Below are 25,660 nucleotides of genomic sequence, written 5' to 3'. Positions count from 1 at the left end.
GTGATGAATTTATCGATAATGGTGCAAGGCACGGCATCTGACGTCGGTAAAAGTGTATTAGTGGCAGGGCTATGCCGCATTTTTATGCAAGATGGCTACCGCTGCGCGCCGTTTAAATCGCAGAATATGGCACTCAATTCGGGGATTACGGCTCAAGGTGAGGAGATGGGTCGTGCGCAGATTTTTCAGGCCGAGGCCGCCGGAATAGCACCAGATGTCCGTATGAATCCAGTGTTGCTCAAGCCCACCAGTGACCGCAAGGCGCAGGTGGTTTTAATGGGTAAAGTTGCCTGCAACATGGATGCCGTGGAATACCACCAATATAAGCCGCAATTACAGCAGCAAATCAGTGAGGTTTACCACAGTCTGGCGCGTGAACATGACGTCATGGTGCTTGAAGGGGCAGGCAGCCCGGCGGAAATCAATCTGCGCGATCGGGATATCGTCAATATGGGCATGGCGGAGATGGCGGATGCGCCAGTATTGTTGGTGGCTGATATTGATCGCGGCGGTGTTTTTGCGTCTATTTATGGCACCTTAGCATTGTTGCATCCGCATGAAAAAGCCCGGGTAAAAGGGGTGATAATCAATAAGTTTCGCGGTGATATTGCGCTACTGACCTCGGGTCTGGAACAGATTGAAGCCCTGACAAATGTCCCTGTGTTGGGTGTGATGCCGTGGCTGGATATTGATTTAGAAGATGAAGATGGTGTCGCACTGCAAAATGGTAAATATCAGGATACGGCGGAAAAAGCGCTGGATATTGCCGTGATTCGCTTACCGCACATTGCCAACTTTACCGATTTTAATGCGCTGGCAGCTCAACCGGATGTCCGTCTGCGCTATGTTTCTCAGCTGTCGGCATTGGGTCAACCGGACCTGATTATCCTGCCGGGTAGCAAGAATACGCTGGGGGATTTGCAATGGTTACACCACAGCGGGCTGGCGGCAGTGTTACTGGCACAGCATCAACATAATGTACCCGTGATAGGTATCTGTGGCGGTTATCAAATGCTGGGGAACCGCATCATTGATGGCGTAGAGTCGGGGCTTGAGCAGATGGACGGCTTAGGGCTATTGGATGTGGAAACCGAGTTCGCGCACGATAAAGTCACCACGCGAGTTAGCGGCTATTGTCAGACCGGCCTGCCGGGGATACTGGAAAACTGTCGTGAGCAGCAACTCGAAGGCTATGAAATCCATATGGGTGTTTCCCATTTGGGGAGCGATGCCACGCCTTTTGCGTGCTTAACGTTACGTAACGGGCAATCCGAGCAGTGGGTGGATGGTGCGGTAAATGCTGATGGCAGCGTGCTGGGCAGCTATATTCACGGATTGTTCGACAGCCACCATTTTACCCGCGCACTATTAGATAGCTTGCGCCAGCGCAAAGGGTTGGCGGCCTTTGACGGTGTGACCGTCAATTATGCTGAACATAAACAGCAACAGTTCGATATTTTGGCATCGCACATGCGAGAAAATATTGATATTGATAGGATTTTTAAACTCATGCAAGCACACCAACAGGAGCGCGCGCAGTGATTTTGATTACCGGAGGGGCGCGCAGTGGCAAGAGTTCATTAGCCGAACGCTTAGCCGCGCAAGCTGCCGAGCGGGTGTTTTACATTGCCACCTCGGTGGTGACAGATGCGGAAATGGCCGCGCGGGTGGCGTTACATCGTACCAGTCGCCCGGCCCACTGGCGCACTTGGGAAGGGTATCGCGACCTCGGCACAGTGCTTGAGCAACACGTTGAACCCGGCGAAGCTGTGATGCTGGAATGCATCACAACACTTATCACCAATTTATTGTTTGAACTGGCGGGTGATACACCGCCAGAACAGATGGATTTTACGTCACTGGAAGTGGGCATTCAGCAGCAAATTACCGATCTACTGGCAGCCTGTGCCCGAAGTTCGACCCCTATTTATTTGGTCACCAATGAATTGGGCATGGGAATTGTGCCGGAAAACCGCCTGGCGCGGCATTTTCGCGATATCGCCGGACGGGTCAATCAGCGCCTGGCCGCTGCCGCTGACGAGGTGTTTTTAGTGGTTTCTGGCATTGAGGTAAAAATTAAATGAGCCTGCGTTTATTTCTCGCAACATTGCAGTTTATGACCCGCATTCCCGTGCCTGAGCGCTGGACCCAAGGGTTGGCGATGGATAATTATGAGCGCGGTATTATTGGTTTCCCCTTTATTGGCCTGATTGTCGGGGTGATAGGTGGGGGGGTATTCACTCTGTTGGCTCCGTGGTGCGGTGTGCCGCTGGCGGCGCTGGGATATGTATTGGCGTTGGCGCTGGTGACCGGTGCTTTTCATCTCGATGGGCTGGCAGATACCTGTGATGGGGTGTTTTCGGCCCGTAAACGCGAGCAAATGCTGGAGATCATGCGCGACAGCCGCCTCGGCACTAACGGCGGTTTGGCGTTAATATTTATCGTGGTAGCAAAAGTGCTGGTGGTCAGTGAATTGGCACTGCGCGATGTCTCCATGTTAGCGCTGTTGACCGCAGCGTCGGTGGTTGGGCGCACGGTTATTGTGCTACTGATGTATCGCCACCGTTATGCGCGCGAAGGTAATGGGTTAGGCAATATTTACATTGGCAAAGTGACGGGGCGACAAACGGCCATCACGTTGCTGGGGGGGGCGGTATTAGTCCTGTTACTCGGCAAGGGCACGGCACTGCTGGCGCTGATTATCACCATGGTTGTTGTGCTGCTATTGGCGAGCTATCTGCGCCGCCGTTTAGGGGGGCAAACCGGCGACACGCTGGGAGCTGCTGCTGAAGTGGGTGAATTGGTATTTTTACTGGCGCTGTTGTAGCACTATTTATGTGACACTGCGGGTTTCCGATCAATATTGATGAGCCATTCTATGCGACTTTTTCTGGTGCGCCATGGGCAAACTGAAGCCAATTTGCGCGGTGTTTTTTGCGGTCTGACTGATGTGGCGTTAACCCCGCTGGGGGTAGAACAGGCCGGCAATGTCGCGGGTTGGCTGGCGGATGTGGAGTTCGCTCATGGTATCAGTAGCCAGTTACTGCGTGCGCGCCATACTGCCAATATTGTATTGGCGGGGCACTCACTTGATGTGGGTACCAATGACCAATTAAATGAAATGAATTTCGGTGAGTGGGAAATGCGCCACCATCATGATTTGCAGCGTGAGGACCCTGATGCGTGGGCGGCATGGGTGGCGGACTGGCAACAAGCTAGCCCCACCGGCGGGGAGTCTTTTCCACAGTTTTCAGCCCGGATCGAAAGCGTGGTTCAGTCACTGCTTTTAACAAAAAATAATGATAACAATCAGTTAGTAGTTGCCCATCAAGGGGTATTAAGCCTGATGTTGGCGCGCCTACTGGCAATGCCAGCGGCAGCCATGTGGCATTTTCATTTTGAGCAGGGGGCATACAGCGTGTTGGAGATCCGCGAGGGATTTGTCACGTTGCGTGCGTTCAACAACCGGGCTGTTTGGCAGCCTGCAACGCGAGGTTAAATACATGCAAACACTTTCATCAATTCTACGCACGATTGGGCCGCTGGATAGCAGGGCTATGACCCGAGCTCAAACACGTCTGGACGGCTTGCTAAAGCCGCCTGGCAGCTTGGGCCGTTTGGAACAGTTGGCGATTCAGTTGGCTGGAATGCGTGGTTTATATGGTCATCAAGTCGATCGCAAACAAATCATTGTGATGGCGGCTGACCACGGCGTTTACGATGAAGGTGTGGCTGTTTCCCCCCGTGTAGTGACGATGGTTCAAGCATTGAATATGGTGAAAGGCGTCACCGGTGTTTGTGTGCTGGCGGCCAATGCAGGGGCCGAAGTTAAAATCGTTGATGTGGGAATCGACTGCGAGGCGTTGCCCGGCGTGCTAGATATGAAAGTGGCGCGTGGCAGTGGCAATATAGCCTGTGAAGCTGCAATGACTCGCCAGCAAGCTGAAGATTTACTGCTTGCCAGCGCGAAACTGACATTACAGCAGGCGGCTGACGGCGTGAAAGTGTTTGGTGTGGGTGAGTTAGGCATGGCCAATACGACCCCAGCAGCGGCGATGGTCAGTGTGTTTACTGACAGTGACCCACAATTAGTTGTGGGAATTGGGGCAAATTTCCCCAGTGAGCAATTACATCACAAAGTGGCCGTCGTCCGGCGGGCAATTGAAACCAATCAACCGGATGGCAGTGATGGCATTGATGTGTTGGCAAAAGTCGGTGGTTTTGATTTGGTGGGCATGACCGGGGTGATGTTAGGCGCGGCGGCCGCGGGTTTGCCGGTTGTTTTGGATGGTTTTCTCTCCTATGCCTCGGCATTGGCTGCTTGCCGTATTGCCCCAGGAGTGCGTGATTATCTGATTCCATCGCATCTATCGGCAGAAAAAGGCGCGGTTATTGCTCTGAACCATTTACAACTTGAACCTTACTTGCAAATGGGCATGCGGTTAGGTGAGGGGAGCGGCGCGGCACTCGCCATGCATTTGGTGGATGCTGCCTGCGCAATGTATAACAATATGGGGTCGTTAGCGGAGAGTAATATAGAACTGCCAACACCGGCTGTTTGATGTTGTTTCAATCATGATGACTAAAGCAGGTTTCGGTTGGCAACCCAAACCTGCTTCAATTTATACTAATAAAAACAATTAATTACTCTTATTCTGTAACCCACGTGCGGCCAGATTATTGTTATCCACCTGCGGTAAACCTGTTGTTGCAGAAGATGACAGTAATCCTGTTTCAACATAGTTGAACAATTTCTCGCGGGTATCGGTGATATCCAGGTTACGCATGGTCAATTGGCCGATACGGTCGTCTGGTGAGAATACCGAATCACCTTTCTCCATGGTCAGGCGCTCTGGTTTGTAAGTCAGATTCTCAGACACAGTATTCAGGATGGAGTAATCATTGCCACGGCGCAGTTCCAGTGTCACTTCACCGGTGATTTCGCTGGCAACCCAGCGCTGAGCCGAGTCACGCAACATGAGCGCTTGCGGATCGAACCAACGGCCTTGATACAGCAGACGGCCCAGAACACGGCCATTAGCATGGTATTGCTCAATTGTATCTTCATTATGAATACCGGTCAGCAGACGTTCATAAGCGATGTGCAGCAATGCCATCCCCGGAGCTTCGTAAATACCACGGCTTTTGGCTTCGATGATTCGGTTTTCAATTTGGTCGCTCATACCCAAACCATGACGACCGCCGATGCGATTGGCTTCCATCATCAGCTCGACACTGTCGTCAAATACCACACCATTTAATGCAACCGGATAACCACGCTCAAAACGGATAGAGACTTCTTCCGCTTTCACGACCACATTCTCGTCCCAGAATTTTACGCCCATAATCGGGTTAACGATTTTGACGCTGGAGTTCAGGAATTCCAAATCTTTGGCTTCGTGAGTGGCGCCCAACATGTTGGAGTCAGTGGAATAGGCTTTTTCGGTCGACATTTTGTAATCGAAACCGGATTGAATCATAAATTCGGACATTTCATGACGACCACCGAGTTCATCGATAAAGTCGGTATCCAGCCACGGCTTATAAATTTTCAATTCAGCATTGGTCAGCAGACCGTAACGATAGAAACGCTCAATATCGTTACCTTTGTAAGTGCTGCCATCACCCCAAATATTCACGTCGTCTTCTTTCATTGCGGCCACTAACATCGTCCCGGTAACGGCACGGCCCAATGGCGTGGTGTTGAAGTAAGTGACACCCGCCGTGGTGTTATGGAATGCCCCACATTGAATGGCGGCAATCCCTTCGGCAACCAGTTGTTTACGGCAATCAATCAGGCGGGCTTTCTCTGCACCGTACTCCATCGCTTTACGCGGAATGGCATCGTAGTCCTCTTCATCAGGCTGACCCAGATTAGCCGTATAGGCGTAAGGAATTGCCCCTTTTTTCTGCATCCACAGCAATGCTGCACTGGTGTCCAAACCACCGGAAAAAGCAATACCAACACGCTGATTAATAGGAAGGTGTTTGAGAATAGTTGTCATCAATAAAATCCTGTATGAATTAGGTCTGTCTGGCAAAGGTTTCAATGCCTACATTGATATCGCAAAACCTGTGTTCGAGTCAAAGGGATTTTGCATATTTATGTGTGTTTCATTGCATAACTATTTCATTGTTATTATTGCGAAATGATGTTTCATTTAAATTAACTTGACGTTCTATTACGCTATCTGTGTCGACTTTTTATCACGTATAATACGTTAAAATTTAAAGCGAGAAATCGCCATTGTAAATCTGCACTTAGGGATATTTCACCATAGTGGTGGAAAGTGTGGATGTATGCAAATGGACAGGGTTTCAGGGACTGTTAAGTTGAAAATCTTTTGCGAAAATGCATGGTATAAAAAGCGAAAATCATATCGGGTACTGTTTTGGCGTGAAATAACGCCGCTGGCAATTCCGTTGTTTATTGAAGGTTTGTGTGTGCTACTGATGGGCGTGTTTAGCACTTTGCTGGTCAGTTGGTTGGGCAAAGAAGCTATGGCTGCAGTGGGGCTTGCCGATAGTTTCAACATGTTGATTGCTGCTTTTTTTGCCTCTGTAGCGCTCGGTACGTCAGTGGTAGTGTCATTCAGTTTGGGGCAGCGTAAGCGCAAACAAGCACAAACCGCGGCACGTGAATCCATCTCTCTGTTGGTCCTAATCTCGTTTTTATTAGTGTTACTGGTGCATTTTGCCGGAGAAACCATTATCAATCTAATGGCCAGTCAGGCCGATCCCGCCGTTAAGGATATGGCGCTGATTTACCTGCATTTGACCGTATGGAATTATCCGGCCATGGCGATAACTCTGGTGGGATGCGGCGCATTACGCGGCGCGGGCAACACAAGACTGCCGATGTTTATCAATATCGCCATGAATATTCTCAATATTATCATTAGTAGTGTGCTGATTTACGGTTTGTGGAATTGGCAAGGGCTGGGTTTTGTCGGTGCGGGTATCGGCATCACACTTTCGCGCTACTTAGGTGCTCTGGTCGTGGTGTTGGTGTTGATTTTCGGGGCCAATAATACCTTACGCATTCCTTTTAAAGCCTATTTTATGCCCTTTACCTCGGCCATTATGTTCGAAGTTTTGAGTATTGGTATTCCTGCCAGTGTTGAATCGGTGATGTTTAGTATTGGGAAGCTGATTACTCAGCGTTTTGTGGCCGGGATGGGGACAGAAGTGATTGCCGGTAACTTTATTGCATTCTCAATCGTCGGGCTGATTAACTTGCCGGGTAATGCGCTGGGGTATACATCAACCATTATTATTGGAACTCGTCTGGGGAAAGGGCAGATTTTGCAACCCATTCGTCAGCTCCAACATATATTTTGGCTCTCAACTCTGGGCGTCAGCTTTATCGCTTTGCTGTCGATCCCCAGTGCCGGATTCTTGGCATCGCTGTATACCAATGAGCCGGGGGTCATAGATGTCGTTAAGCACCTGATTTGGATCAATGCGCTATTTATGCCAATTTGGGCGGCGGCCTGGGTGTTGCCCTCGGGGTTAAAAGGCGCGAAAGATGCCAGTTACACCATGTGGGTAGCACTCGCAGGAATGTGGGGATGCCGCATCATCGCTGGCTACATATTGGGCGTTACATTAGGATTTGGCGTGACTGGGGTGTGGATAGGGATGTTCCTCGACTGGATAGTGCGCGGCGTACTATTTTACCGCCGGATGTCCACAGGCCGCTGGTTATGGCGTTATCGGCCAGCGGCATGAAATTGAAACCGGCGTGACCAAAAAGTAACGGGTCACAGACACTGTTTATTTATCTTTCTATCACTCACTGATACCGCTCGGCATGGCCCGGTGTTGAGGGTATCAAGTTCAAACCTAATTATTTCCCTCGCATTCCTTTCTTTTTTGCCAGAAATATCAAATGGCAATAATTTGAACCTCATCACGAAAGCAATAAAACAAAATAAAACAACAAAATGCATGTTTTCAGTTTTTAATATCTAACTAACCTAAAATTAAAGAATATTAGTTTAATTTTATGAGGTATTTATTCTGTTCGTGGGATTAATTGCTATCACGTTAATAGGTCTAATTGATGTGATTATGTTGTTTAATGTTGCTTTGAATGGTTGTTTCTGTGATTGTGAATTGCAGCTAAAAACATAATAACACTTTCTAGCATTTCTTATCTTTTGAGGCCCGACATGAAAAATGTAGCAATACTTGGAAGCAGCGGGGGAAATCTGTTCAATCTCGGTGGCGCATACCCCGAAAGACTTCTACAAGAAATTTATACCCAACTTCATTCTGCGGGGGTGGGTGTCAGTGCGGTGCAATTTATTGCCGCAGAACAATCAATGGATGTGGCAAAGCCGACCACCGCCGCCGCTGTTTATTCGATAACTGCCGAGGAAAGTGATAAGCCGCGGATTAGCTTCCAAGGGCAACTGTCTGAGGTGAATGACGCGGTAAAATCCTTGGATGAGGCCATTGCGGCACAAATCCGAGCCGGTGATATCGACGGCATCATTATCATGAGTGCAGACCCCGACCGCAGTAATAAAGAAGCTATTCTGGCGGCGATAGAAAAGAAAATCCCAATCGTGGGCACGGGGGGCACCTCGATGGCGATGATTACCTCCAAAGGTGCGAATGTCATTGCTACCTCCGGCACCACAGGCACTAATAGTCGAACTCGGGCCATCTCTTTTACGGCCTCCTTATGTAAACACTGGCAGATAAAATATACCCCGGTACTGGGCAGTGGCGATGTCAATATGCCCGGTAGCGACAAGAGCCTGCTCAAAAGAATTAATATTCGTAGCATTATGATCCCAGCCTTACCCGGTTTTATCGCGATGGCCATTGTGCTGGCGCTAAGCCATATTCCGGGGCTGCAATCACTCAATGCAATTTTTGAACTGTTGCTGAAGGGGCTACCGGTTATTGTCGCGGTTATTGCGGCGAAACAGGTTTCAGAGCTGGATGAAGTGTCGATTGTTGCCGGTGTTGTTGCTGGTGTTCTGTCAGTCGAAGGTGGGCTAATTGGTGGTATTTTGGGCGGGATCGGCGCAGGTATTATGGTGCGTTACCTGTTTGGTTTATGTCTGAAATGGCAATTCCCAATGACCACTATCAATATTGTAGCGGGTGGTTTGTCCGGTTTATTCTCCGGCTTGGTGATGTATTACCTGCTCAGTCCATTGGCATTAGCCGCCGGTGATTATATTAAACTGGCTATTGAAGCGACTCTGGCATTTAGCCCAATTTTAGCCGGATTATTAGCAGGTTTGGTTATTTGGCCCGCTATTCTGGGCGGGGTTTATCACGCGGTTATATTGCCGCTGGTATTGCTGGAAATGGAAAAATCCGGTGTCAGTTTCCTTGGTGCGGTCGATATGGTCGGGCTAGTCATGGTCGCTGCAGGTATTAATCTGGCAAACGTGATTGCTCCGCGAGAAAAAAGTGAAGCCGCAGTAGCCGCGCCTGGGTTATTAATTAACTTAGGCTTTGGGACATTCGTCGAATCGGCTTATCCATTCATGTTTTCTAATAAAGTTGTCTTTGCTGGCGCAATATTCTCAGCCGGCGTAGGCGGAATGTTGCTCGGACTATTAAACATCAAAGGGGTGGCTTATGTACCCGCATTTGCCTCGCCGTTCTTATCCAATAACGCATTTTATATGGCAATAGTGATGACGGTAACGCTGGTATTGACCTGTGTCATCACGCTATTAGCCAACAAGTTTGTTGCAATTAAAAAGGCAGTACCCGAATCACCAACACCAGGGATCTCGGGCTAAGAGTTAACAATTAAAAAAGCAGTTTTATATAAATCAAGTAGAGGTAAATATGTTCAACGCTGATATGAGTAAGAAACGTTCCGTCGCTATGGATAAAGTACGAAATGCAATTCAGTTACATGGCGGTCAAACTATTCTGAGTACTGGAATAACCGGAGATGATGCTCGCTTAGCGAAAGCAGTATGCGATTCAGGGGTGAAATTATTGGAACCTAATCACCCTGCGTTGGCATTGGCACGTGGTCATAATGGTGTGACGAATATGCATGCCGCAGAGCGCATTCGTCATGAAATAACCATTGGCCAAATGGCGGAAGCTGTGCAGGGTGTGCGTAATGTGGTCGCTGACGATATTTTTATTACAGTCGGAATTGCTGGAGGTTTTACCGAAACGGTGCCCACACCAGTGACTGAACAAGATATTTTATTGATAGCTCAATCAGGTGCGGATGGTTTACATACCCATAAATCCAGTTTTGAAGATTTAAAAGAATTGGTCGACTTAGCCCATAAATATGGTCTGACGGTTGATGCTTATATTGGTCACCCGAGCGATTTACACACATTCGGTATTGCAGCAGAAACTCCTGCTGATGTTGCTGAGGTGGCTAAACAGATGGAAGGTCTGGGTGTCGACATGATTGGTTTAATGACTGGCATGAGTTATGAAGGTGTCAGTGCGGGCGATATTCCGGATGTCATTAAACAAAGACTTCTGGCATTGGTCGGGGCGGTTTCTGTACCGACATTAGCTGAGGGGGGGATCAATCTGGAAAATGCAAAAGCATTTAAAGATACCGGCGTAAATATTCTGGTCGTCGGAACGGCCATTGATAATGTTGTGTGTAATGCGGCCAAGGATGTCGTGTCGCAATTTATTACTCACTGAGTAAAGGGGTGACCGTATCTGGGGACACGCCAGTGGCTCACACCACGATGATCCCAACGGCACGTTTGCCCTTCATTTAATATTATTGGCAGTCAAAGGGAGAAATAATATTTCTCCCTTTTTTATGGGAGTTAATACATGTATAGCTTACTGGCACTTGATCTTGATGGCACGTTACTTAATCAAGAAAACCAAATATCAGCTCAGAATATTAGTGCGTTAAAACATGTTATTCACCACGGTGGCACAGTTGTTTTATGTTCTGCCAGACCTGTCAAGGCTATTGCTGCTGTTATTCGTGATACAGAACTAGAACATTTGATTCGTTATTTTATTTCGTTTAATGGCGCATGGATATATGACGTGGTTGAGAAAAAAGATATCCGTTTTATACCATTCAGTCATGCTGAAGTGAAAACTGCTATCACTATGCTTACAGGGAATGAGTTTCAACATCATTTTTTCACTCGCGATAATATCATATCTTGCACAGAAAATATTAGTGATTATACGCGTTATGAATCCCAACTTTTTGCAATGGAAATAATATTGACGAAGCCGAGAGATATTGTTCAGCAAGAAGATATTGTTAAAGTTTCTATTGTCGGCTCAACAGATTTTATTGATGGTGTTGCCAATAAGATAGATGAGGAATTTCATCGGCAATATTCACTCAGTAAAACCAGTCAGCATTATTATGAAATAATGAAATATGGCATCAGTAAGGGAGAAGCATTACATTACTTATCTCAATACCTAAATCTTGGTGCTCAATCCGTAGTCAGTATTGGCGATCAGGAGAATGATATCAGTATGTTCCAGTTTTCAGCTGTGGGTATTGCAATGGGTAATGCCAGTGATTTTGTCAAATCTTGTGCGGATAGGGTGAGTAAAGATAATAACCAGCACGGGGTTGCTTTTGCCATTAATCAACTCTGGCCACTGTGACTGAATCGTCTTTTGTTTCATAAAATTATTGAGTAGAATGACACTAAGAGCCTATTCTAATAGGCGTAATTGTCGCCAATAGTTTGAACATGAACAGCGCAGAAAACCAAAGCATGCAAGTAGTGCGTGAGGATTTTGAGGACTGCCCAAGTTCAAAATGGCAAGTAAAATAGCCTAATGAAATAGGCTCTAAATGTATCGTACAGCTTTGGGCCGCTATTTTTATGAATCAGATCAAACGTAAACAGTTTATTTTAGAAAAGCTGGATAGCCTTGGTGAGGTTTCTGTTATTGGTCTTTCCGAGGAATTGGGTGTAACGTCTGAAACGATCCGTAGAGATCTTTCCTATTTGGAAAAAAGTGGTGAGGTCACTAAAGTCCATGGCGGTGCGATAAAGGTTCAAAATATACAAGAGGGCAGTTTTGCCCAAAGAATGGATTTAAATCGCCAGGAAAAAATGTTAATTGGGCAATATGCAGCATCACTGGTGACTGAAAATGACACTTTGTTTATAGACTCTTGTACAACTACCCTTATTTTTGCGTCATTCTTGCCGTTAGTAAAATTCACTGTTTTTACCAATTCATCATTAATTGCCGATCAAATTAAAAGTAAAAATAATATGGCTGTTGTGCATGTCTTGGGTGGTGAATATAATCATACCTATAAGGCTAATTTAGGTATTCAGACAATTGAACAAATGAATGATATTCATACTGACTTCAGTTTTGTGGGAGTGGGTGGGATAGACAGTGATTTTGGTGTCATGGTGAAAAATCTGGATGAAGGGCGTATTGCCAAGAAAATGCTGGCGATGGGCAGGCAGAAAGTTATTTTATGTGATACCAGCAAATTTGGTCAAAGTGGGCTAATGAAAATAAGTGATATTAACGATATCGATATAATTGTTACCGACAAAAAGAAGAATATTCATAAACAAGCAATTGAAGCTATCTATTCAGATAAAATTATCTATGCCAATTAACACTGTATTTTTTTGTTAATATCGCCCTTAACTAAAGCAGAGGGGAGCAACACATCAATCGCCAATAGCGGCTCAATGCACGAAGTGAAAAGCTTTCTCTGTTTCTTAAGCCGAATTATTAAGCATTTCTCGCCAATTGCCGATAAAGAGATAAGTTCCACTATCGTGCACACGAGAAAGGTAATGGGAAGTCGTGGGATGAGCGCGTGCCGTGTTGTATTGGACTTCTTATTTGCATCGGGGAAAGTATGGATAATTTTCAAAAAGAGATAGAAGAGAGAACGAATCTCACCTCCTCCAACAGATTTGAACTGTTGCTGTTCCGTTTGGGGGAGTCCCAGGAGGAACAACAATCTGAGTTATATGGTATTAACGTCTTTAAATTACGTGAAATAGTCCCGATGCCGGCCCTGACCAAAGCGGCAGGTATGGCTTCGCCAATGATGGGTATGGCGAATATTCGTGGTGAAATCATTCCTGTGATTGATCTCCCGGCTATCGTGGGTTGTGTTCCCAAAACCGGATTAAATATTCTGCTGGTGACTGAATATGCCCGCAGCACCCAAGCATTTGCGGTGGAATCTGTTGACGATATTGTTCGCCTGGAGTGGAGTCAGGTACTGGCGGCCGACGCGGGGGTAAAAAGCCGCAATATCACCAGTATCGCCCGGCTCGACAACGATAAATCCAGTAACAGGCTGGCGCTGGTATTAGATGTTGAACAAATTTTATATGACATTATTCCCGCTAATCGCAATGTGCAAATTGATAGCGAGAAGACCAAGGCATTTGATTTGAAGCCGGGTGCAGTGGCTATTGTGGCAGAAGATTCAAAAGTTGCCCGCTCTATGCTGGAACAAGCATTGAAGATGATGGATATTCCCGCCGTCATGCATATCACCGGCTTGGAAGCATGGAATAAAATCAAGAAGATAGCTGAGGAAGCAAGAGCTGAAGGCTGCCCCATTTCGGATAAAATCTCATTTGTGCTAACCGATTTAGAAATGCCGGAGATGGATGGCTTTACGCTGACATTAAATATTAAGCGGGATGAATTCCTGAAGAATATTCCTGTCATTATCCATTCTTCATTATCGGGCAGTGCGAATGAAGATCATGTCCGCAAAGTGGGCGCTGATGCCTATGTGGCAAAATTCGAAGCTAACGAATTGGAAGCGGCTATCCACAGTGCATTGGATTCAAAAAAAGCCCTGAATCCATAACCGCATGATTATATTGATAAACCCGCTCTTGAAGATAATATCAGCAGGAGCGGGTTTGCTAGTGAACAGTGGGAGCCCACGGCTTTATATTGTGGTCTAGAAGTTATATTTAATCCCTAGCATTACAGCAGTATCGCTATAACCTTTGTCGCCAATTTGTTGGCTGACATTGCCCCAAACATTCAGTTGCTTATTTATCTGGCCTTCTACACCGGTTTTCAGTTCGCCGATATTACCTGCACCGGCCTGTTTTACTGACATGCCGTCCATCTGGGCACCAAAGTCTTTACTATTATGGATCCAGTTAACTTCAATAAACGGTTGGAATACCCGATCTTTACCTTTATTACTTTCATGGAAACCATTCATAAAAGCTTTCGCCCCCAGACGGGTCTGGATATTGCCATCACCTTCGCCGGAGACATTGGTGCCATTAGCTTCTTGGTGATTGTCTGCTTTTACGCCCATCCAGATAATTTGGGCTTTGGGCTGGATAAAGTAAGTGGCATTTTTGGCAGTATTTTCACCGATTTTAAAGGTATATCCGCTCTCGATCGACGCCGTTACTCCTTTAGATTTGTACTCTTCAGTATTTAAATACTGGCCGTCAACAGTATTATTGAACCAACTGTATTGTGCCCAGCTATCCACATACCAACCTGATTTATCCGCTTTATTGGCAAACCAAGTGCTGTACATCCCGAGGCTATAGCCATCAACGGATGAGCGCGCGTTGTAACCGGAAATCCGCGACTCGGTTTTGTTCTTACTCTTGCCGTAACCGGCCATTACCCCGAGATGGAAACGATCCAGCTCATTGTTACTCCACTGTGCAATATCACCGCCGAGTTGTAAGACATAGCGGTTGGCTTGCGTGCCTAACTGTTTTTGGTTATCGCGTGAACGGGTATTCCCGCCTTCATTGCGTAACCATAAGCTAGTGACTTTCTGCTCGCCAGTCAGGGCATCAATGTATTGCGTTTCCCCGAGACGATCATGGAGTCGGGTGACAAACATATTGTTGGCCGCCGCCAGATTAGCGCTGTAGCCAGCCGCTTCAGGGCGCTCAATCATCGTTGGCGGGTCATTAGGTTCGGTTGGTGATTTTGGCTCCGGCATTGGTTCTGGCTCTGATATTACCGGTGAAAGCAGATTGGTCAGATACCAATGACTGGCATTTGTTCCTGTACCGCGAGCCAGTGAGTAATCAAATGCGCCAGCAACAATGCGGCCATTCTTCACAAACTCACCGTCAGAGCTACCATTAACTTGGACTAATTCAATGCCATTCAAGGTTTGTGCGCCACTGCCGCCCACATTGGTGACACTCACTTTGGTCGTGCCGGAGGTATTGCCATTGACCACCAGTTTATCGGAGGCGGAGGTGTCGTCATTCAGTACAGTGTTGAAGCTCAAAACCCCATTATTGCCAATGTAATTACCCATTACGCTTAGTACAGTTCCCGGCACGCCGTTAAAACTCACCATACCGGCATTGCTCAGGCTGGCGAGTGTTTGGTCATAACCGGCCAAATCCAATACGCCACCATGGCGGATGTCGTAATTTGAAGTGGAGCTAAACGCATGGTCAATACCGGCTTTTAATAATCCGCCATTATGGACTTCAGTTTGGCCAGCATAAGTTTGTCGATGGTTAAATTGAGTCATGCCGTTATGGACAATAACAGTGCCCGTTCCATTTAGAAGGTGCTCAAAATAGTAGTCAGGATCGGTATGATTAAATACGACACGGCCATTACCCGCACCAAAATTTATTTGATTGGCATTTATTATGCCACTCGCAGTTGCAGACTGATTTTCAGCGGAACCGAAATTAAGTGTGCCGGTCGAACCTGCTTGTTCAGCAATTACCAGATTATTACTGACATTAACTACTCCGCCATTAGAGACAGTCAACACGCCATCACCAACACTTCCCAGAGTGACATCCCCACGGTTATTCCAGACAGAACCGACATCACTGACGTTAATAGTGCCAGAATAACCCGCTTTTAGCCCGATGCGGCCGAGTTCATTATCAACTGTCGCGCCGTCAGAGATAATTAAATGACCATTTGCCAAATAACCGATTATCACATCTTGGTCCATATGCCATGACGAACCATTGCCCGTAATATAGGCATAAGCATCGCCCGTATTACTGCTACCACCTCTGCCAATTACGCCTTGGCCTTGAGCAATAAAGGCATTTCCCGGGCTGCGTAATGAATATAATGTCGCACCGTCTTGAACGCGAAGAATACCACTTTCGACATTATTGATATCGCCGTAGCTGGTAATAGTAGAGCCTTGTCCACTGAGAGTCAGAGTCTGCGATGCATTATTTTTCCCTCGGCCAAAATATATTCCGCCGTATAATGTTAACTCACCGCCGTTATCAACGATGATATCACCTGCGCCATATAACATGGATATTCCAGCCCAGCCGGTATCACCTAATGAGCCTGAGCCTAATAGCACAGTTGAACCTTGGCCACTGACTTTGACCGAACCGGAGGAACCTTCTTGCTGGGCAATAGAAAGCCCTCTTGGAGTGATGACACTGGCACCGTTAAGGACGGACAGTTTTCCTGAACCGTAATTTCCTATCTGCACAATGGCTTGATTGCTGGCATGAGAGATATCAGCATAGATACTGCTCCAAGTGGAACCTTGGCCACTGACGATGACTTCACCTTCAGAGCCAACTTGATTTCCTAAGATGGTCGGCGAGTTAGCGGCATAAAAGACTTTGGCCCCATTTTCAATCGCCAATGTGCCCGCCCCTTGGTCACCAATATATTGTTTAAATCCGTTAGAGCTGGAGCCGGATAAGGGTTGACCGAGAGTCCATTCATTACCATTATTGACGGTAACTGAGGCGCTACTTCCTGCGGAGCTGCCTATAGATAAGCCCCAACTTGCCGCGGTAATATCTAATAAAACATGACCATTATCGATAAAAACATTAGTATTGCTGTCGGGTAATGTATTTAGGCTCCAGTTATTCTGATTGCTCCATTCAGGAGATAGCGTACCACGCCATTCATTGGTCGCAGCATTAACACTGGCAACGCTTGTATTTGCTAAAACTGCCACCGAGATTAACAGAGATAATGTCTTTCTCCGGGGGATATTCTTAGAGGTAGCTAAAGGTGGAGGTTGGTACGTCATATTAATAATCCTCACTGGTTTTATTGGGTTATAGCGCAATGAAATTATTTATTTAGCGCTATCAAATTTGATAATCTTTAATTTTTATAATCTATAAATAACTGAAACTAATTATTTAAAATAAGTTGGTTTTGTTGTTTTGGTTATTTTCAAAAGGAAAATCAGTGATTTTTATAGTGCCGGATGGGCCAATGAAAGGATATGAGAGGTATATCTATATTCTTGTAGGATATTTCCTATCTTAAATGTTGTTTGCGCTAGATCAAGAAAGAATGAGGTGATGAATTTATGTAAAAAAATAAATTTAATGGGTGATTTTATTATTTGTTAACTCTGGCTGAAGTAATTAACTTATTTCATAATTGACTGATCTATAGTATTTAATGTTATTAGCCTAAAATACCTTTATAAATAAAGTTGTTATCGCTAAATCGCACTGTTCTACCGCCACCGTATAAGTATTACAAACAATCCGATGGCAGTGATAATACTTACTCTTCACCTAATAAGCTTTTTTTGGCAGCAGCAAGAAATTCATCTGATAATTTATCTCCAGCCGTTGCGCGTGCCAGTGTTAACGCGCCAGATAACATTGCAAGTTGTGCCAGTACATGTTGCTTGCGTTGTTCAGGATCTTCTATATCAGAAACCGATTCTAATCGTTCTAACATAGATTTCACGCCGCTGAGATAAACTTCGCATACTGGTTTTTCATTATCCTCACGTGCTACATCGCTGGCTAATGCAGTAATTGCGCAGCCATCTTCTACATGATCACGATGAGTCGGAGAGAGATAAAGCTCCACCAAAGTGCGCAGATTATATTGCTCAGGCTGACGGCTGACTTCCTGCCAGCGCGTGTTGGAATCATTGAGCGCCTGGCGGCTAGCGATAGCTGCCAGTTCATCTTTAGAAGTAAAATGTCCGTAGAATCCGCCGTGTGTCAGCCCGACCGCAGCCATTAAATCGTTAACACTGACACCATTCAAACCTCGGGCGCGAAAGAGTTGCGAAGACGTTTGTACGATAGCTTCGCGATTGAGCGCCATCTGTTGCTTTGATACTCGGGCCATACATTTCTCCTTATTGAGCAGGCAGCATCATAAAGTATGCTATGCCAGCACATCAATAGATGTTACCTCTCATCAATAGATAAGTTGACTTATGCTCTCCCTATCCCCAGACCATGCCGAAGAAGTGATGTATTTCATATTGATGCTCCATTTCAATGATTATTCATGATGGTCAACATTTATTATATCTGACATACATAATCTATTGGGGCAAGCGAATCATTGTTGACACTTAGATGATGATAATCATAATATCTAAATAGATGATAATCGTCATCTATTATTTCAATAAGAGAGCTAACTTCATGAACACTATTCCCGCGGTTCTTATTACAGGTGCTTCATCTGGCATTGGCGCCACTTATGCTGAACGCTTTGCACGCCGGGGGCATAACCTCGTATTGGTCGCCCGTGATAGTGTGCGATTGGAAGCATTGGCAACTGAACTTCGCCAGAACAATGGCATTACTGTTGATGTTTTGCCGGCTGATTTAACCCAGTCTGATGAGCTTGCTATTGTAGAGGCGCGGTTGCGTGATGATAACCGTATCGGGATCCTCGTCAACAACGCTGGCATGAGTATTGGGGGAAGTTTTATTGAACAGACAACGGATGATATTGAGCGACTGCTCGCCCTTAACACCCTCGCGCTGGTGCGGCTTGCCAGTGCTGTTGCTCCACGTTTGGCGGCAAAAGGCGAGGGGGCCATTATTAATATTGGTTCTGTAGTCGGCTTAGCACCTGAGTTTGGTTTGACTGTTTATGGCGCAACCAAAGCATTTGTGCTGTTTCTATCTCAGGGGCTTAGCATTGAGCTGGCAGCTAAAGGTGTTTATGTTCAGGCCGTATTACCCGCAGCAACACGGACTGAAATTTGGCAGCGTTCTGGCACAGATATCAACACGCTTTCAGCGGTGATGGAGGTCGGGGAGTTAGTGGATGCCGCATTGGTTGGCTTTGATCGCCGCGAATTGGTGACTATCCCTCCGTTGCATGATATCGAGCAGTGGGGAACTTATCAGGCCGGACGGCAAGCTATGTTACCGGGTTTTGCCCAACAGCATGCCGCAGAAAGATATCGGTAAGGAAAGATAAGATATTTATGGCCCTGAAATGCAAAAAAACCGCTTAGTTTCCTAAGCGGGTTTTTCTAATTTGGCTCCTCTGACTGGACTCGAACCAGTGACATACGGATTAACAGTCCGCCGTTCTACCGACTGAACTACAGAGGAATCGTGTGAACGAGGCGAATAATAGCGAGGGCGATGACATTTGTCAAAGTAGAAAAACACTAAAAATGCGCGTTTGCTGAGAGAATGAGCTTATTGGCTTGTTTTTCAGCAAACTTGTCAATTTTTATCTGATTTTTATTCAGACTCGCCCTGAATATTACGGTGTCACTTTAACTAACTGACTGTTTTTTACCTGATTCCCGGCATCATCGAAATAAACATAGTCCAAAGTCTGTTCGCCGCTAAGTGAGGTGGGCGAATGCTCAAATTGATATTGCCGTTCTGCGAACGGGCTGATCATCATATTCATCTCCTGCGCGATGGTGTAGCTTTGTTGCCGGTTTTTGAGCTGAATCTGGCCGAAAGAAACGTGATATGGCGTTGGATTATGCGCCGTGAGGACAAACTCTTTATTCTGTTTTTTTAGGGTAAAACTGACTTCTTTCATTGCTTGTGCCGGCTGGGGGGTTAGTCCTGCTGGCCGATAGAAAATCTTCATCTGTGTATTCATTGCCATCGCCACTTGGGCATAAGCATCTGTATTACGCTGTGATTTCGGGGGGATTTCATACAAATTAAGCCAATAAACTGACTCCCGATCACCAGGTAAATTGTCACCTTTATTAATAATGCGTAGCGCTTGTGCGGCCCCTGGCTGCATTTTAAATACAGCCGGTAACACCATAAAAGGAGCCTTGGCTTGGTCCGGTGTGCTGTCGACATCGCCATCATCTACCCAAGTCTGTACCACGACCGGGTAATCATTGGTATTTGCCAGCATCAGTGTGCGTTCGCGCGACTCAGGCTGGTAAATCATGCGGGTTGAAGCTGCAACGAGCCCCGCGATAGCATGGGGATTAATACTGAATATCAATAAAAACAGGCACAAGTTTCTCATTGTATTTTCACCAAAACATAGGCGGTAGCATCGACTTTACCGGCCGTTGGGGTGCCATTAGGCAGCTTTTTTAATGTGGCAGTGAAGTTGTGTGAATAGTTGTTGAAACCCGCAGCATTGCTGCCATTAGCATTAGCCCCGGTAAGAACCGGGTACCAACCTGCGCTGGATGTAGAAGCACAATTATTGACGCACCCACCCCAGCCAACAAAATTCATGGGTCTTCCACTACTATCACTGAGGCTTATTCCCACGCCGGTAGCAATACGGCTGTCAGTACCATAATGGTCTGAAAGCAAGTAACTGACGCCACCTGCAGAATTGACCAATCCTAGCCCTTGCGCTATCAGATACCCCGGCAATGAAGTCTGGATGCCGAGCGCGGTTTGTCCGCTATTAATGCCCGATTCGGTGCCAGCCTGACATTCAATATCGACGGTGATATCCGCACTACGTGTTTGATTATCATTGAGTTCACTTACGGTGATGATGGGGAAAATCACATAAGGCGTTACATTGCGAACGACGCAGGTATTTTTACGCGTCAGGATGGAAACCGGCGAGGTATTCATCCCAAACGCCATATAGCGGCCTGTTCCCCAAGTCTGATAATTTGTCGCTGAATCATAACCTGTTTCTGGCACGGGCATGCCGGGCCCTTTGAACACCACATAACCATTGGGTTGATTGCAGGTATAGCTACCGGAATAGTTATCTGCCGCTGGTCCTGAACATCCCCAGCTGGACGGGCCTGGCGTGCGATCTACCGCGCCGACCTTTTTCAATTCCGCGCGGATTTGGGTGAAATGTTTGCCTTTAATCTGAATTTTATTACCGACCACATCATATTTTTTCAGCGGAACTTGCTGCCAGATTCGGGTGAACTCAATGCCACTATCCACATGAATCAGTTTTAACGCGGTATAAGGGAAAAAGGTTTGAAAATAGTTGTCGCCCATATTGGTATAGCCACCGACATTGCTGTCGCCATTGGTGGCAAAGACTTCGAATAAACTGTCTTTATCGGCGATATCACATTCATAGATAACAGCCTCGGGATCGGACCAGAAACGAGCCGGGACCAGACTAATAATACTGGACGCCAGAATTGAATCGACGGGCTGAATGTAATTGCTGGTGATATTGATGCTGCCTAGTTGCAATGAGGCTCCGTAATTATCGCCTCCAATATTTGCCCCTTTCCAGACACATTGGGCATAGCCAGGTAGCATAAAGATCAGTAACGCGAGTGCAAAAAATAATCGCAAACCACGGGAGAGATGGGACTTGTATTGGTGGAGATTGGCACCGCGAAGTGTCATGGGATTCATACTGTTTCTCTGATTCAATGTTGGGTAACGACACACAAGGCATCGAGTTTATACAGCTGTTTATCATTTTTAGGCGTGCCTAAATCGTAATCTAACTGGCAGCGTTCATTGGCGGCATCCCCCCAGACCAGCATGAGCGTCCCGCGGGGATTTTCAGCCCGTAAATACGCCTGACTGGCTTGGCCGACCATTCCGACTTCCAAATTTTGTGGGGCATCGTCACTCTTGTCACCGGTTGTGCCCGCAGGGATATACACCACCGCGCCCATAGGTATTTGGCTACCATCGGCCAGTCTAACCGTGATTAAAAGTGGATATCCGCTGAGGGTACGGAATTTGACCTTCACTGCGGAACCGGCATAAGGCGCAATTTGCCGCTCGCCGTCCTGGAGTTCAGTATTGAAATCCATGCCATCGGGATCGAGGGTGATGGTGTTGTAGCGATAGGGCGTCAAGGTTGGAACTAAGGCATAACCGAAGCGGTCAATTCTTGCTCCTTGGCCATACATCACTTTGGCCCCACTGGCACCTTTTGCTTCTATCAGCGCAAAGGTATCACTGAGATACGGCCCCAACGTGACACCGCCGCTGTGGAACGCCACAGCACCACGCGCGCTGGCAGAACCTTGCCAATAACCAGGGCTGCGCGATGCGCTGCCACTCAGGCTGGTGGTCGGTAAACGTTTTTGTAAACTACCGCTAAAGGTGTTTTCCTTGTTTTGTTCATTGCGGGCGAAGTCCATGCTGTAACTGGCAGACTGATCATCGCCCATCACACCGGCGAGTGATGTCTGATAGCTGGCACCGCTGACCCGGCTATTGACCGCACCCGCGGAGATATAAGGTGCTTGCGGGCTGCCCCCTAATGGGAATGAGAGGGACATTTGTACCACTGTCTCATTGGTCGCGAAAAGATTGGCCCCGTTCGCCGCAGGCATACCACTGCCGGGGTCGACAAAGTAAGTTTCATTGTTACCCCCGCCAGTTTTTTGTTGTGAAACCGCAAGGTTAAAACTGGTATTGCGCCACAGGGTATTGGCATAGCCCAATTGCAACTGAGTATCTCGCTTACGCGAATTGCGGTAATTCTGTGAGGAGGCAGTTAAATACAGCGAACCATAATTGTTGAGGTTCTGGTTGAGGGATATCTCAGCTCGGCTGAGCTGTTGATAAGTGCCCGAACTCCACACTTTGCCACTACTGGCCGCCCGAATGCCCAACACATCACTTAAATCACGGTAACCTTCTGTGGAATAGCGGTAACCCGCGACAGATAATGTCGTGTTAGTGGCTTCAAACGTTCGGCTAAAAGAGGCCCGCGCCATCCAGCCATTCTGCTGTTTATTGTCAGGTGAGTCGGCATCGCCGGGAAGGCTGGCATGTGAATAGGTCGCATCCAGCCCCAGCGCCCCAATATAATGAGTGAAAACGCCACCCAGCATAACGGCCTGATATCCTGACGCCACACGCATCCCGGTATTGGCGGTAATAGCATTACTTATCCCGCGCTGGTAAGTCAGTTCACTAAATACTTCGTGGCTGCTCAGATCACGAACCTGACCTGCGGCGAAACTATAGCGGGAATACCCCGGGCGTAATGATTCCGGCACAGAGGAGAATGGCACCTGAAAGGTGCTTAGACTGCCATCGGCTTCCTGAATTTCAACAGTCAGGTCGCCGCCAAAGTTGGTGGCAGATAAGTCATTGAATTCAAATGCTCCCGGCGAAACGGTACTCTGATAAATTGGCCGATTATTTTGATATACCGTGACTTTCGCATTGGTTCTGGCAATCCCCCGGACAACGGGTGCATAACCCCGTTGCGACTCCGGCAGCATGCGATCATCCGTACTCAGTGCCACACCGCTAAACCCGAGGCTGGAGAAAAATTGGCCAGAACTGAATGTCTCACCCACTGTAACTTCACTGCCAATCGCGGGCAGGGCTCGTTGGCTATATAACCGATTAGATGTCCAGTTTGCGCCACGTGTTGAGTCATAGCGCAATGAGCCTTGTTGACGAAAACGCCACATCCCGGTGTTGATACCATTGTTCAGGCTTAAATAGCTTGAGTCAGTATTACGTCTAATCCCATCTTTGTTATAGCCCACATGATATTGGTTTAAATTATAATTACTGAAACCAATGGCCTCTCCTGCCGTGAGATTGCGTGGGTCAACGTAACCACGCGGGACGTTCTTAACAAATAGTTGTGGGACAGATAAGTCAAAACGCAACTTGGCATAATCGAAGCGATAATCACTGGCAGGTAGTAGGGTTTTGAAATCCAGACAGTTATCTTCCTGATCGACGTTTTTCAGGACATTGTCATTAACGCCGGCTTGCAGCAGTTGTGATGCTGACAAGCACGGAACAACTTCGTCATCTTTCGTAATAAACATCAGTTCGATACGATCGACAAACTTGTTGTTCATATAGAGATCAACTTGGTATTTGCCTGCTTCATAACTGTCTTTTTTATTAAAGCGGGAGATGGAGCCCAAGCCGAGTGATGAGCCGCGTAATAACGCATCCTCAAACACATATTCGTCTTGTTTATTCTCATCCGCCGCTGACACGAAATGGCTGACCAACAGACCCTGTGCCAGCAGGTAGGATAGCCAAGGAGCAAACCTCACTGGCTATCCCTGTAGCCTGGCACATTGTGGATTATCATCGCGGCCGCATTACAAATGATAATCGCAGGGAATGTTGGTGCCATAATCATTAACCACGTTTAGCGTCAGCAACTCACCCTTTTTAGCTTTAACACCTGCCGGCAAAGCCAGATCAGTGGTTGAGTTGGGCGCAAACATCTCGCTAGTTGCAAATGAAATGGTTTTCCCATCACTTACCAGTTTGGCATCACGCAAGCTTATGTAATAAGCCGTAGGGTTATGTATCTTGATTTTGTCGCCACTAGTGCTAGCCAGAGTGACGCGGATTTTCTCACCCAAGGTATCAACGTTTTCTTTCAATGCTGCAGGGCGATAAAAGACTTTCAGCCGGTTATTAACAATCAAAACCAGTTTGTTTTCCGGTTCCGAGTCTACTTTTTTTAACGCGGGGATTTGTAGGAAGTTCAGATAGAAAACTGACTCACGATCTTTGGGTAAATTATGTTCAATATACGACAAACGAACCACTTGTCCGCTTTGGGCTTCCATGCGGAATATTTGTGGTGTCAATGCGAATGGGACATCATTTTTTGATGGAGAAGACTGATTATTTCCGTCATCCATCCATAATTGAACCAAATTAGGATGGTCATCTTTATTACTGAGTTGAAGCACTTTCTCCCGTGTGCCTTCAGGATAAATGATACGTGTTCCTGTCATGACAACACTGGCTTGCGTCCATAAGGGTACGCCGCTAAGCAGCAACAACGAGCAGGCGATAATTTTGTGGGCAATCAGTGGCATAGCGCTTACATATCCTCGGTTTTTCTGGTGTATTTCGGCTCCGTTACCGGTGGCCAACGTATTCATGAACAGCTTGGATTTCACGAATAGTCAGGGATAGGTGATCGCATATTGAGCTGAAGCAATAACGCTCCCTGCTGTCGCGCGACCTTCTTCCGTAATGTATTGTGCAGCCAAATCCTGAGATGCTGATGTTGCCCCAGCAACCAAGGTAATGCCGGGGACCGAAACACTGCCGCCAGACATACGAATTGGTGCTCCGTTAGTATCAAGTAATTGAATGGCAACGTTTTGTGCTGTCCCTACGTTCCCCAAATTACCTGCAGGTGTGACATTCATCCCTTGGAAAACAGAGCTGATTTTGGTGTCTTGTATGGCGATATTGCAGCCGGTTAGATTGATCGTGAAGTTGGTTTTACCGGCGACTGAGTTGACTTGATTCAAATTACTGGTTGAGACGGTTGGTAACAAAACAACGGGTGTGTTGGCTGTGCCATTGATATCAACCATGCAAGTTTGTTCGGCAACTTCTCCCTGAAACTTGATAGTGTTATTTGAGGTTGCCGCCAACGCTATGCCCGGTAGGGTAAGTAGCACCAACGCAATTAATGTTTTTCCCATGATATTCCCACTTAAATTTATGATTTATATTTTCGCAAACGGGATCTTAAGCATTCAACAGAATGAGCGATCATCAAGCTGAATATGACC

The 25,660-nt window shown here is 46.8% G+C and carries 20 protein-coding genes and 1 tRNA gene; 12 read left to right on the top strand and 9 right to left on the bottom strand.

The annotated features are described in order from the left end of the window. Positions 1-3: 3 nt before the first annotated feature. From F0T03_RS13660 to cobT, 5 genes are read left to right on the top strand one after another with little or no spacing between them, the layout of a single operon-like run. Positions 4-1,542, top strand: coding sequence for a cobyric acid synthase (locus tag F0T03_RS13660; protein WP_159680891.1), 1,539 nt, complete (start codon positions 4-6; stop codon positions 1,540-1,542). Continuing rightward, the gene (gene cobU / locus F0T03_RS13655; RefSeq protein ID WP_159678952.1) at positions 1,539-2,084 is read left to right on the top strand and encodes a bifunctional adenosylcobinamide kinase/adenosylcobinamide-phosphate guanylyltransferase; all 546 of its coding nucleotides are present in this window, start codon (positions 1,539-1,541) and stop codon (positions 2,082-2,084) included. The genes F0T03_RS13660 and cobU overlap by 4 nt, the downstream gene beginning before the upstream one ends. Further along, on the top strand, positions 2,081-2,827 hold the full coding sequence (gene cobS, locus F0T03_RS13650) for an adenosylcobinamide-GDP ribazoletransferase (protein WP_159678949.1): 747 nt from the start codon (positions 2,081-2,083) through the stop codon (positions 2,825-2,827). Before cobU ends, cobS begins: the two co-directional genes overlap by 4 nt. A gap of 51 nt (positions 2,828-2,878) precedes the next feature. Beyond that, complete coding sequence (locus F0T03_RS13645; protein WP_159678946.1) at positions 2,879-3,499, top strand: adenosylcobalamin/alpha-ribazole phosphatase; 621 nt, start codon at positions 2,879-2,881, stop codon at positions 3,497-3,499. A 4-nt stretch (positions 3,500-3,503) separates the two neighbouring features. Next, on the top strand, positions 3,504-4,562 hold the full coding sequence (gene cobT / locus F0T03_RS13640) for a nicotinate-nucleotide--dimethylbenzimidazole phosphoribosyltransferase (RefSeq protein WP_159678943.1): 1,059 nt from the start codon (positions 3,504-3,506) through the stop codon (positions 4,560-4,562). Between the two features lie 78 nt (positions 4,563-4,640). Here cobT and argG read toward each other — a convergent pair whose 3' ends face one another. Next, positions 4,641-6,005: an argininosuccinate synthase gene (gene argG, locus F0T03_RS13635; protein WP_159678940.1), complete on the bottom strand. Its 1,365-nt coding sequence runs from the start codon at positions 6,003-6,005 to the stop codon at positions 4,641-4,643. 295 nt (positions 6,006-6,300) lie between these two features. Here argG and F0T03_RS13630 point away from each other — a divergent pair, with 295 nt between their 5' ends. From F0T03_RS13630 to F0T03_RS13605, 6 genes are all read left to right on the top strand, one after another. After that, positions 6,301-7,731, top strand: a complete 1,431-nt coding sequence (locus tag F0T03_RS13630; protein ID WP_145557122.1) for an EmmdR/YeeO family multidrug/toxin efflux MATE transporter — start codon at positions 6,301-6,303, stop codon at positions 7,729-7,731. 443 nt (positions 7,732-8,174) lie between these two features. Beyond that, positions 8,175-9,773: a PTS sugar transporter gene (locus F0T03_RS13625; RefSeq protein WP_145557120.1), complete on the top strand. Its 1,599-nt coding sequence runs from the start codon at positions 8,175-8,177 to the stop codon at positions 9,771-9,773. A 49-nt stretch (positions 9,774-9,822) separates the two neighbouring features. Continuing rightward, positions 9,823-10,662 (top strand): beta/alpha barrel domain-containing protein, encoded by an 840-nt coding sequence (locus tag F0T03_RS13620; RefSeq protein WP_145557118.1) that lies wholly within the window; start codon positions 9,823-9,825, stop codon positions 10,660-10,662. A 138-nt stretch (positions 10,663-10,800) separates the two neighbouring features. After that, entirely contained in the window at positions 10,801-11,610 is an 810-nt protein-coding gene (locus tag F0T03_RS13615) for a Cof-type HAD-IIB family hydrolase (RefSeq protein WP_159678935.1), read from the top strand. Between the two features lie 224 nt (positions 11,611-11,834). Then, entirely contained in the window at positions 11,835-12,596 is a 762-nt protein-coding gene (locus tag F0T03_RS13610; protein ID WP_159678933.1) for a DeoR/GlpR family DNA-binding transcription regulator, read from the top strand. Positions 12,597-12,844: 248 nt separating this feature from the next. Further along, complete coding sequence (locus F0T03_RS13605; RefSeq protein ID WP_159678931.1) at positions 12,845-13,819, top strand: chemotaxis protein; 975 nt, start codon at positions 12,845-12,847, stop codon at positions 13,817-13,819. A 96-nt stretch (positions 13,820-13,915) separates the two neighbouring features. Here the strand turns inward: F0T03_RS13605 and F0T03_RS13600 are convergent, their stop codons facing one another. Together F0T03_RS13600 and F0T03_RS13595 are read right to left on the bottom strand one after the other, a co-directional pair. Next, positions 13,916-16,993, bottom strand: a complete 3,078-nt coding sequence (locus F0T03_RS13600) for an autotransporter outer membrane beta-barrel domain-containing protein (protein WP_159678928.1) — start codon at positions 16,991-16,993, stop codon at positions 13,916-13,918. Between the two features lie 491 nt (positions 16,994-17,484). After that, the gene (locus tag F0T03_RS13595; RefSeq protein ID WP_159678925.1) at positions 17,485-18,066 is read right to left on the bottom strand and encodes a TetR/AcrR family transcriptional regulator; all 582 of its coding nucleotides are present in this window, start codon (positions 18,064-18,066) and stop codon (positions 17,485-17,487) included. Positions 18,067-18,371: 305 nt separating this feature from the next. On the opposite strand from F0T03_RS13595, the gene F0T03_RS13590 reads away from it, so the two are divergent. Next, a complete protein-coding gene (locus F0T03_RS13590; RefSeq protein ID WP_159678922.1) occupies positions 18,372-19,151 on the top strand; it encodes an SDR family NAD(P)-dependent oxidoreductase in 780 nt (259 codons plus the stop codon). Between the two features lie 71 nt (positions 19,152-19,222). On the opposite strand, the gene F0T03_RS13585 is transcribed toward F0T03_RS13590, so the two are convergent. The 6 genes from F0T03_RS13585 to F0T03_RS13560 form a co-directional block, all read right to left on the bottom strand. Further along, positions 19,223-19,298, bottom strand: a tRNA-Asn gene (locus F0T03_RS13585). 157 nt (positions 19,299-19,455) lie between these two features. Beyond that, positions 19,456-20,196: a fimbrial biogenesis chaperone gene (locus F0T03_RS13580; RefSeq protein WP_159678920.1), complete on the bottom strand. Its 741-nt coding sequence runs from the start codon at positions 20,194-20,196 to the stop codon at positions 19,456-19,458. Further along, positions 20,193-21,428, bottom strand: a complete 1,236-nt coding sequence (locus F0T03_RS13575) for a fimbrial protein (protein ID WP_159680889.1) — start codon at positions 21,426-21,428, stop codon at positions 20,193-20,195. Before F0T03_RS13575 ends, F0T03_RS13580 begins: the two co-directional genes overlap by 4 nt. 113 nt (positions 21,429-21,541) lie before the next feature. Beyond that, positions 21,542-24,166 (bottom strand): fimbria/pilus outer membrane usher protein, encoded by a 2,625-nt coding sequence (locus tag F0T03_RS13570; RefSeq protein WP_159678918.1) that lies wholly within the window; start codon positions 24,164-24,166, stop codon positions 21,542-21,544. Between the two features lie 48 nt (positions 24,167-24,214). Continuing rightward, positions 24,215-24,949: a fimbrial biogenesis chaperone gene (locus F0T03_RS13565; protein ID WP_145557098.1), complete on the bottom strand. Its 735-nt coding sequence runs from the start codon at positions 24,947-24,949 to the stop codon at positions 24,215-24,217. A 90-nt stretch (positions 24,950-25,039) separates the two neighbouring features. Continuing rightward, positions 25,040-25,570 (bottom strand): fimbrial protein, encoded by a 531-nt coding sequence (locus F0T03_RS13560; RefSeq protein WP_145557096.1) that lies wholly within the window; start codon positions 25,568-25,570, stop codon positions 25,040-25,042. Positions 25,571-25,660: the final 90 nt, after the last annotated feature.

Source organism: Yersinia canariae, from assembly GCF_009831415.1.
In the GTDB taxonomy this organism is placed as follows: Bacteria; Pseudomonadota; Gammaproteobacteria; order Enterobacterales; family Enterobacteriaceae; genus Yersinia; species Yersinia canariae.
Note: the sequence above shows the minus strand (reverse complement) of the source record. Positions and strands in the feature narration are given on the sequence as shown.

Bases quoted from the DNA above. Each gene is read 5' to 3' on its own strand.
- F0T03_RS13660 (WP_159680891.1), top strand. From the start codon at position 4: ATGAATTTATCGATAATGGTGCAAGGCACGGCATCTGACGTCGGTAAA.
- cobS (WP_159678949.1), top strand. From the start codon at position 2,081: ATGAGCCTGCGTTTATTTCTCGCAACATTGCAGTTTATGACCCGCATT.
- F0T03_RS13645 (WP_159678946.1), top strand. From the start codon at position 2,879: ATGCGACTTTTTCTGGTGCGCCATGGGCAAACTGAAGCCAATTTGCGC.
- cobT (WP_159678943.1), top strand. From the start codon at position 3,504: ATGCAAACACTTTCATCAATTCTACGCACGATTGGGCCGCTGGATAGC.
- argG (WP_159678940.1), bottom strand. From the start codon at position 6,005: ATGACAACTATTCTCAAACACCTTCCTATTAATCAGCGTGTTGGTATT.
- F0T03_RS13630 (WP_145557122.1), top strand. From the start codon at position 6,301: ATGCAAATGGACAGGGTTTCAGGGACTGTTAAGTTGAAAATCTTTTGC.
- F0T03_RS13625 (WP_145557120.1), top strand. From the start codon at position 8,175: ATGAAAAATGTAGCAATACTTGGAAGCAGCGGGGGAAATCTGTTCAAT.
- F0T03_RS13620 (WP_145557118.1), top strand. From the start codon at position 9,823: ATGTTCAACGCTGATATGAGTAAGAAACGTTCCGTCGCTATGGATAAA.
- F0T03_RS13615 (WP_159678935.1), top strand. From the start codon at position 10,801: ATGTATAGCTTACTGGCACTTGATCTTGATGGCACGTTACTTAATCAA.
- F0T03_RS13610 (WP_159678933.1), top strand. From the start codon at position 11,835: ATGAATCAGATCAAACGTAAACAGTTTATTTTAGAAAAGCTGGATAGC.
- F0T03_RS13605 (WP_159678931.1), top strand. From the start codon at position 12,845: ATGGATAATTTTCAAAAAGAGATAGAAGAGAGAACGAATCTCACCTCC.
- F0T03_RS13600 (WP_159678928.1), bottom strand. From the start codon at position 16,993: ATGACGTACCAACCTCCACCTTTAGCTACCTCTAAGAATATCCCCCGG.
- F0T03_RS13595 (WP_159678925.1), bottom strand. From the start codon at position 18,066: ATGGCCCGAGTATCAAAGCAACAGATGGCGCTCAATCGCGAAGCTATC.
- F0T03_RS13590 (WP_159678922.1), top strand. From the start codon at position 18,372: ATGAACACTATTCCCGCGGTTCTTATTACAGGTGCTTCATCTGGCATT.
- F0T03_RS13580 (WP_159678920.1), bottom strand. From the start codon at position 20,196: ATGAGAAACTTGTGCCTGTTTTTATTGATATTCAGTATTAATCCCCAT.
- F0T03_RS13575 (WP_159680889.1), bottom strand. From the start codon at position 21,428: ATGCTACCTGGCTATGCCCAATGTGTCTGGAAAGGGGCAAATATTGGA.
- F0T03_RS13565 (WP_145557098.1), bottom strand. From the start codon at position 24,949: ATGCCACTGATTGCCCACAAAATTATCGCCTGCTCGTTGTTGCTGCTT.
- F0T03_RS13560 (WP_145557096.1), bottom strand. From the start codon at position 25,570: ATGGGAAAAACATTAATTGCGTTGGTGCTACTTACCCTACCGGGCATA.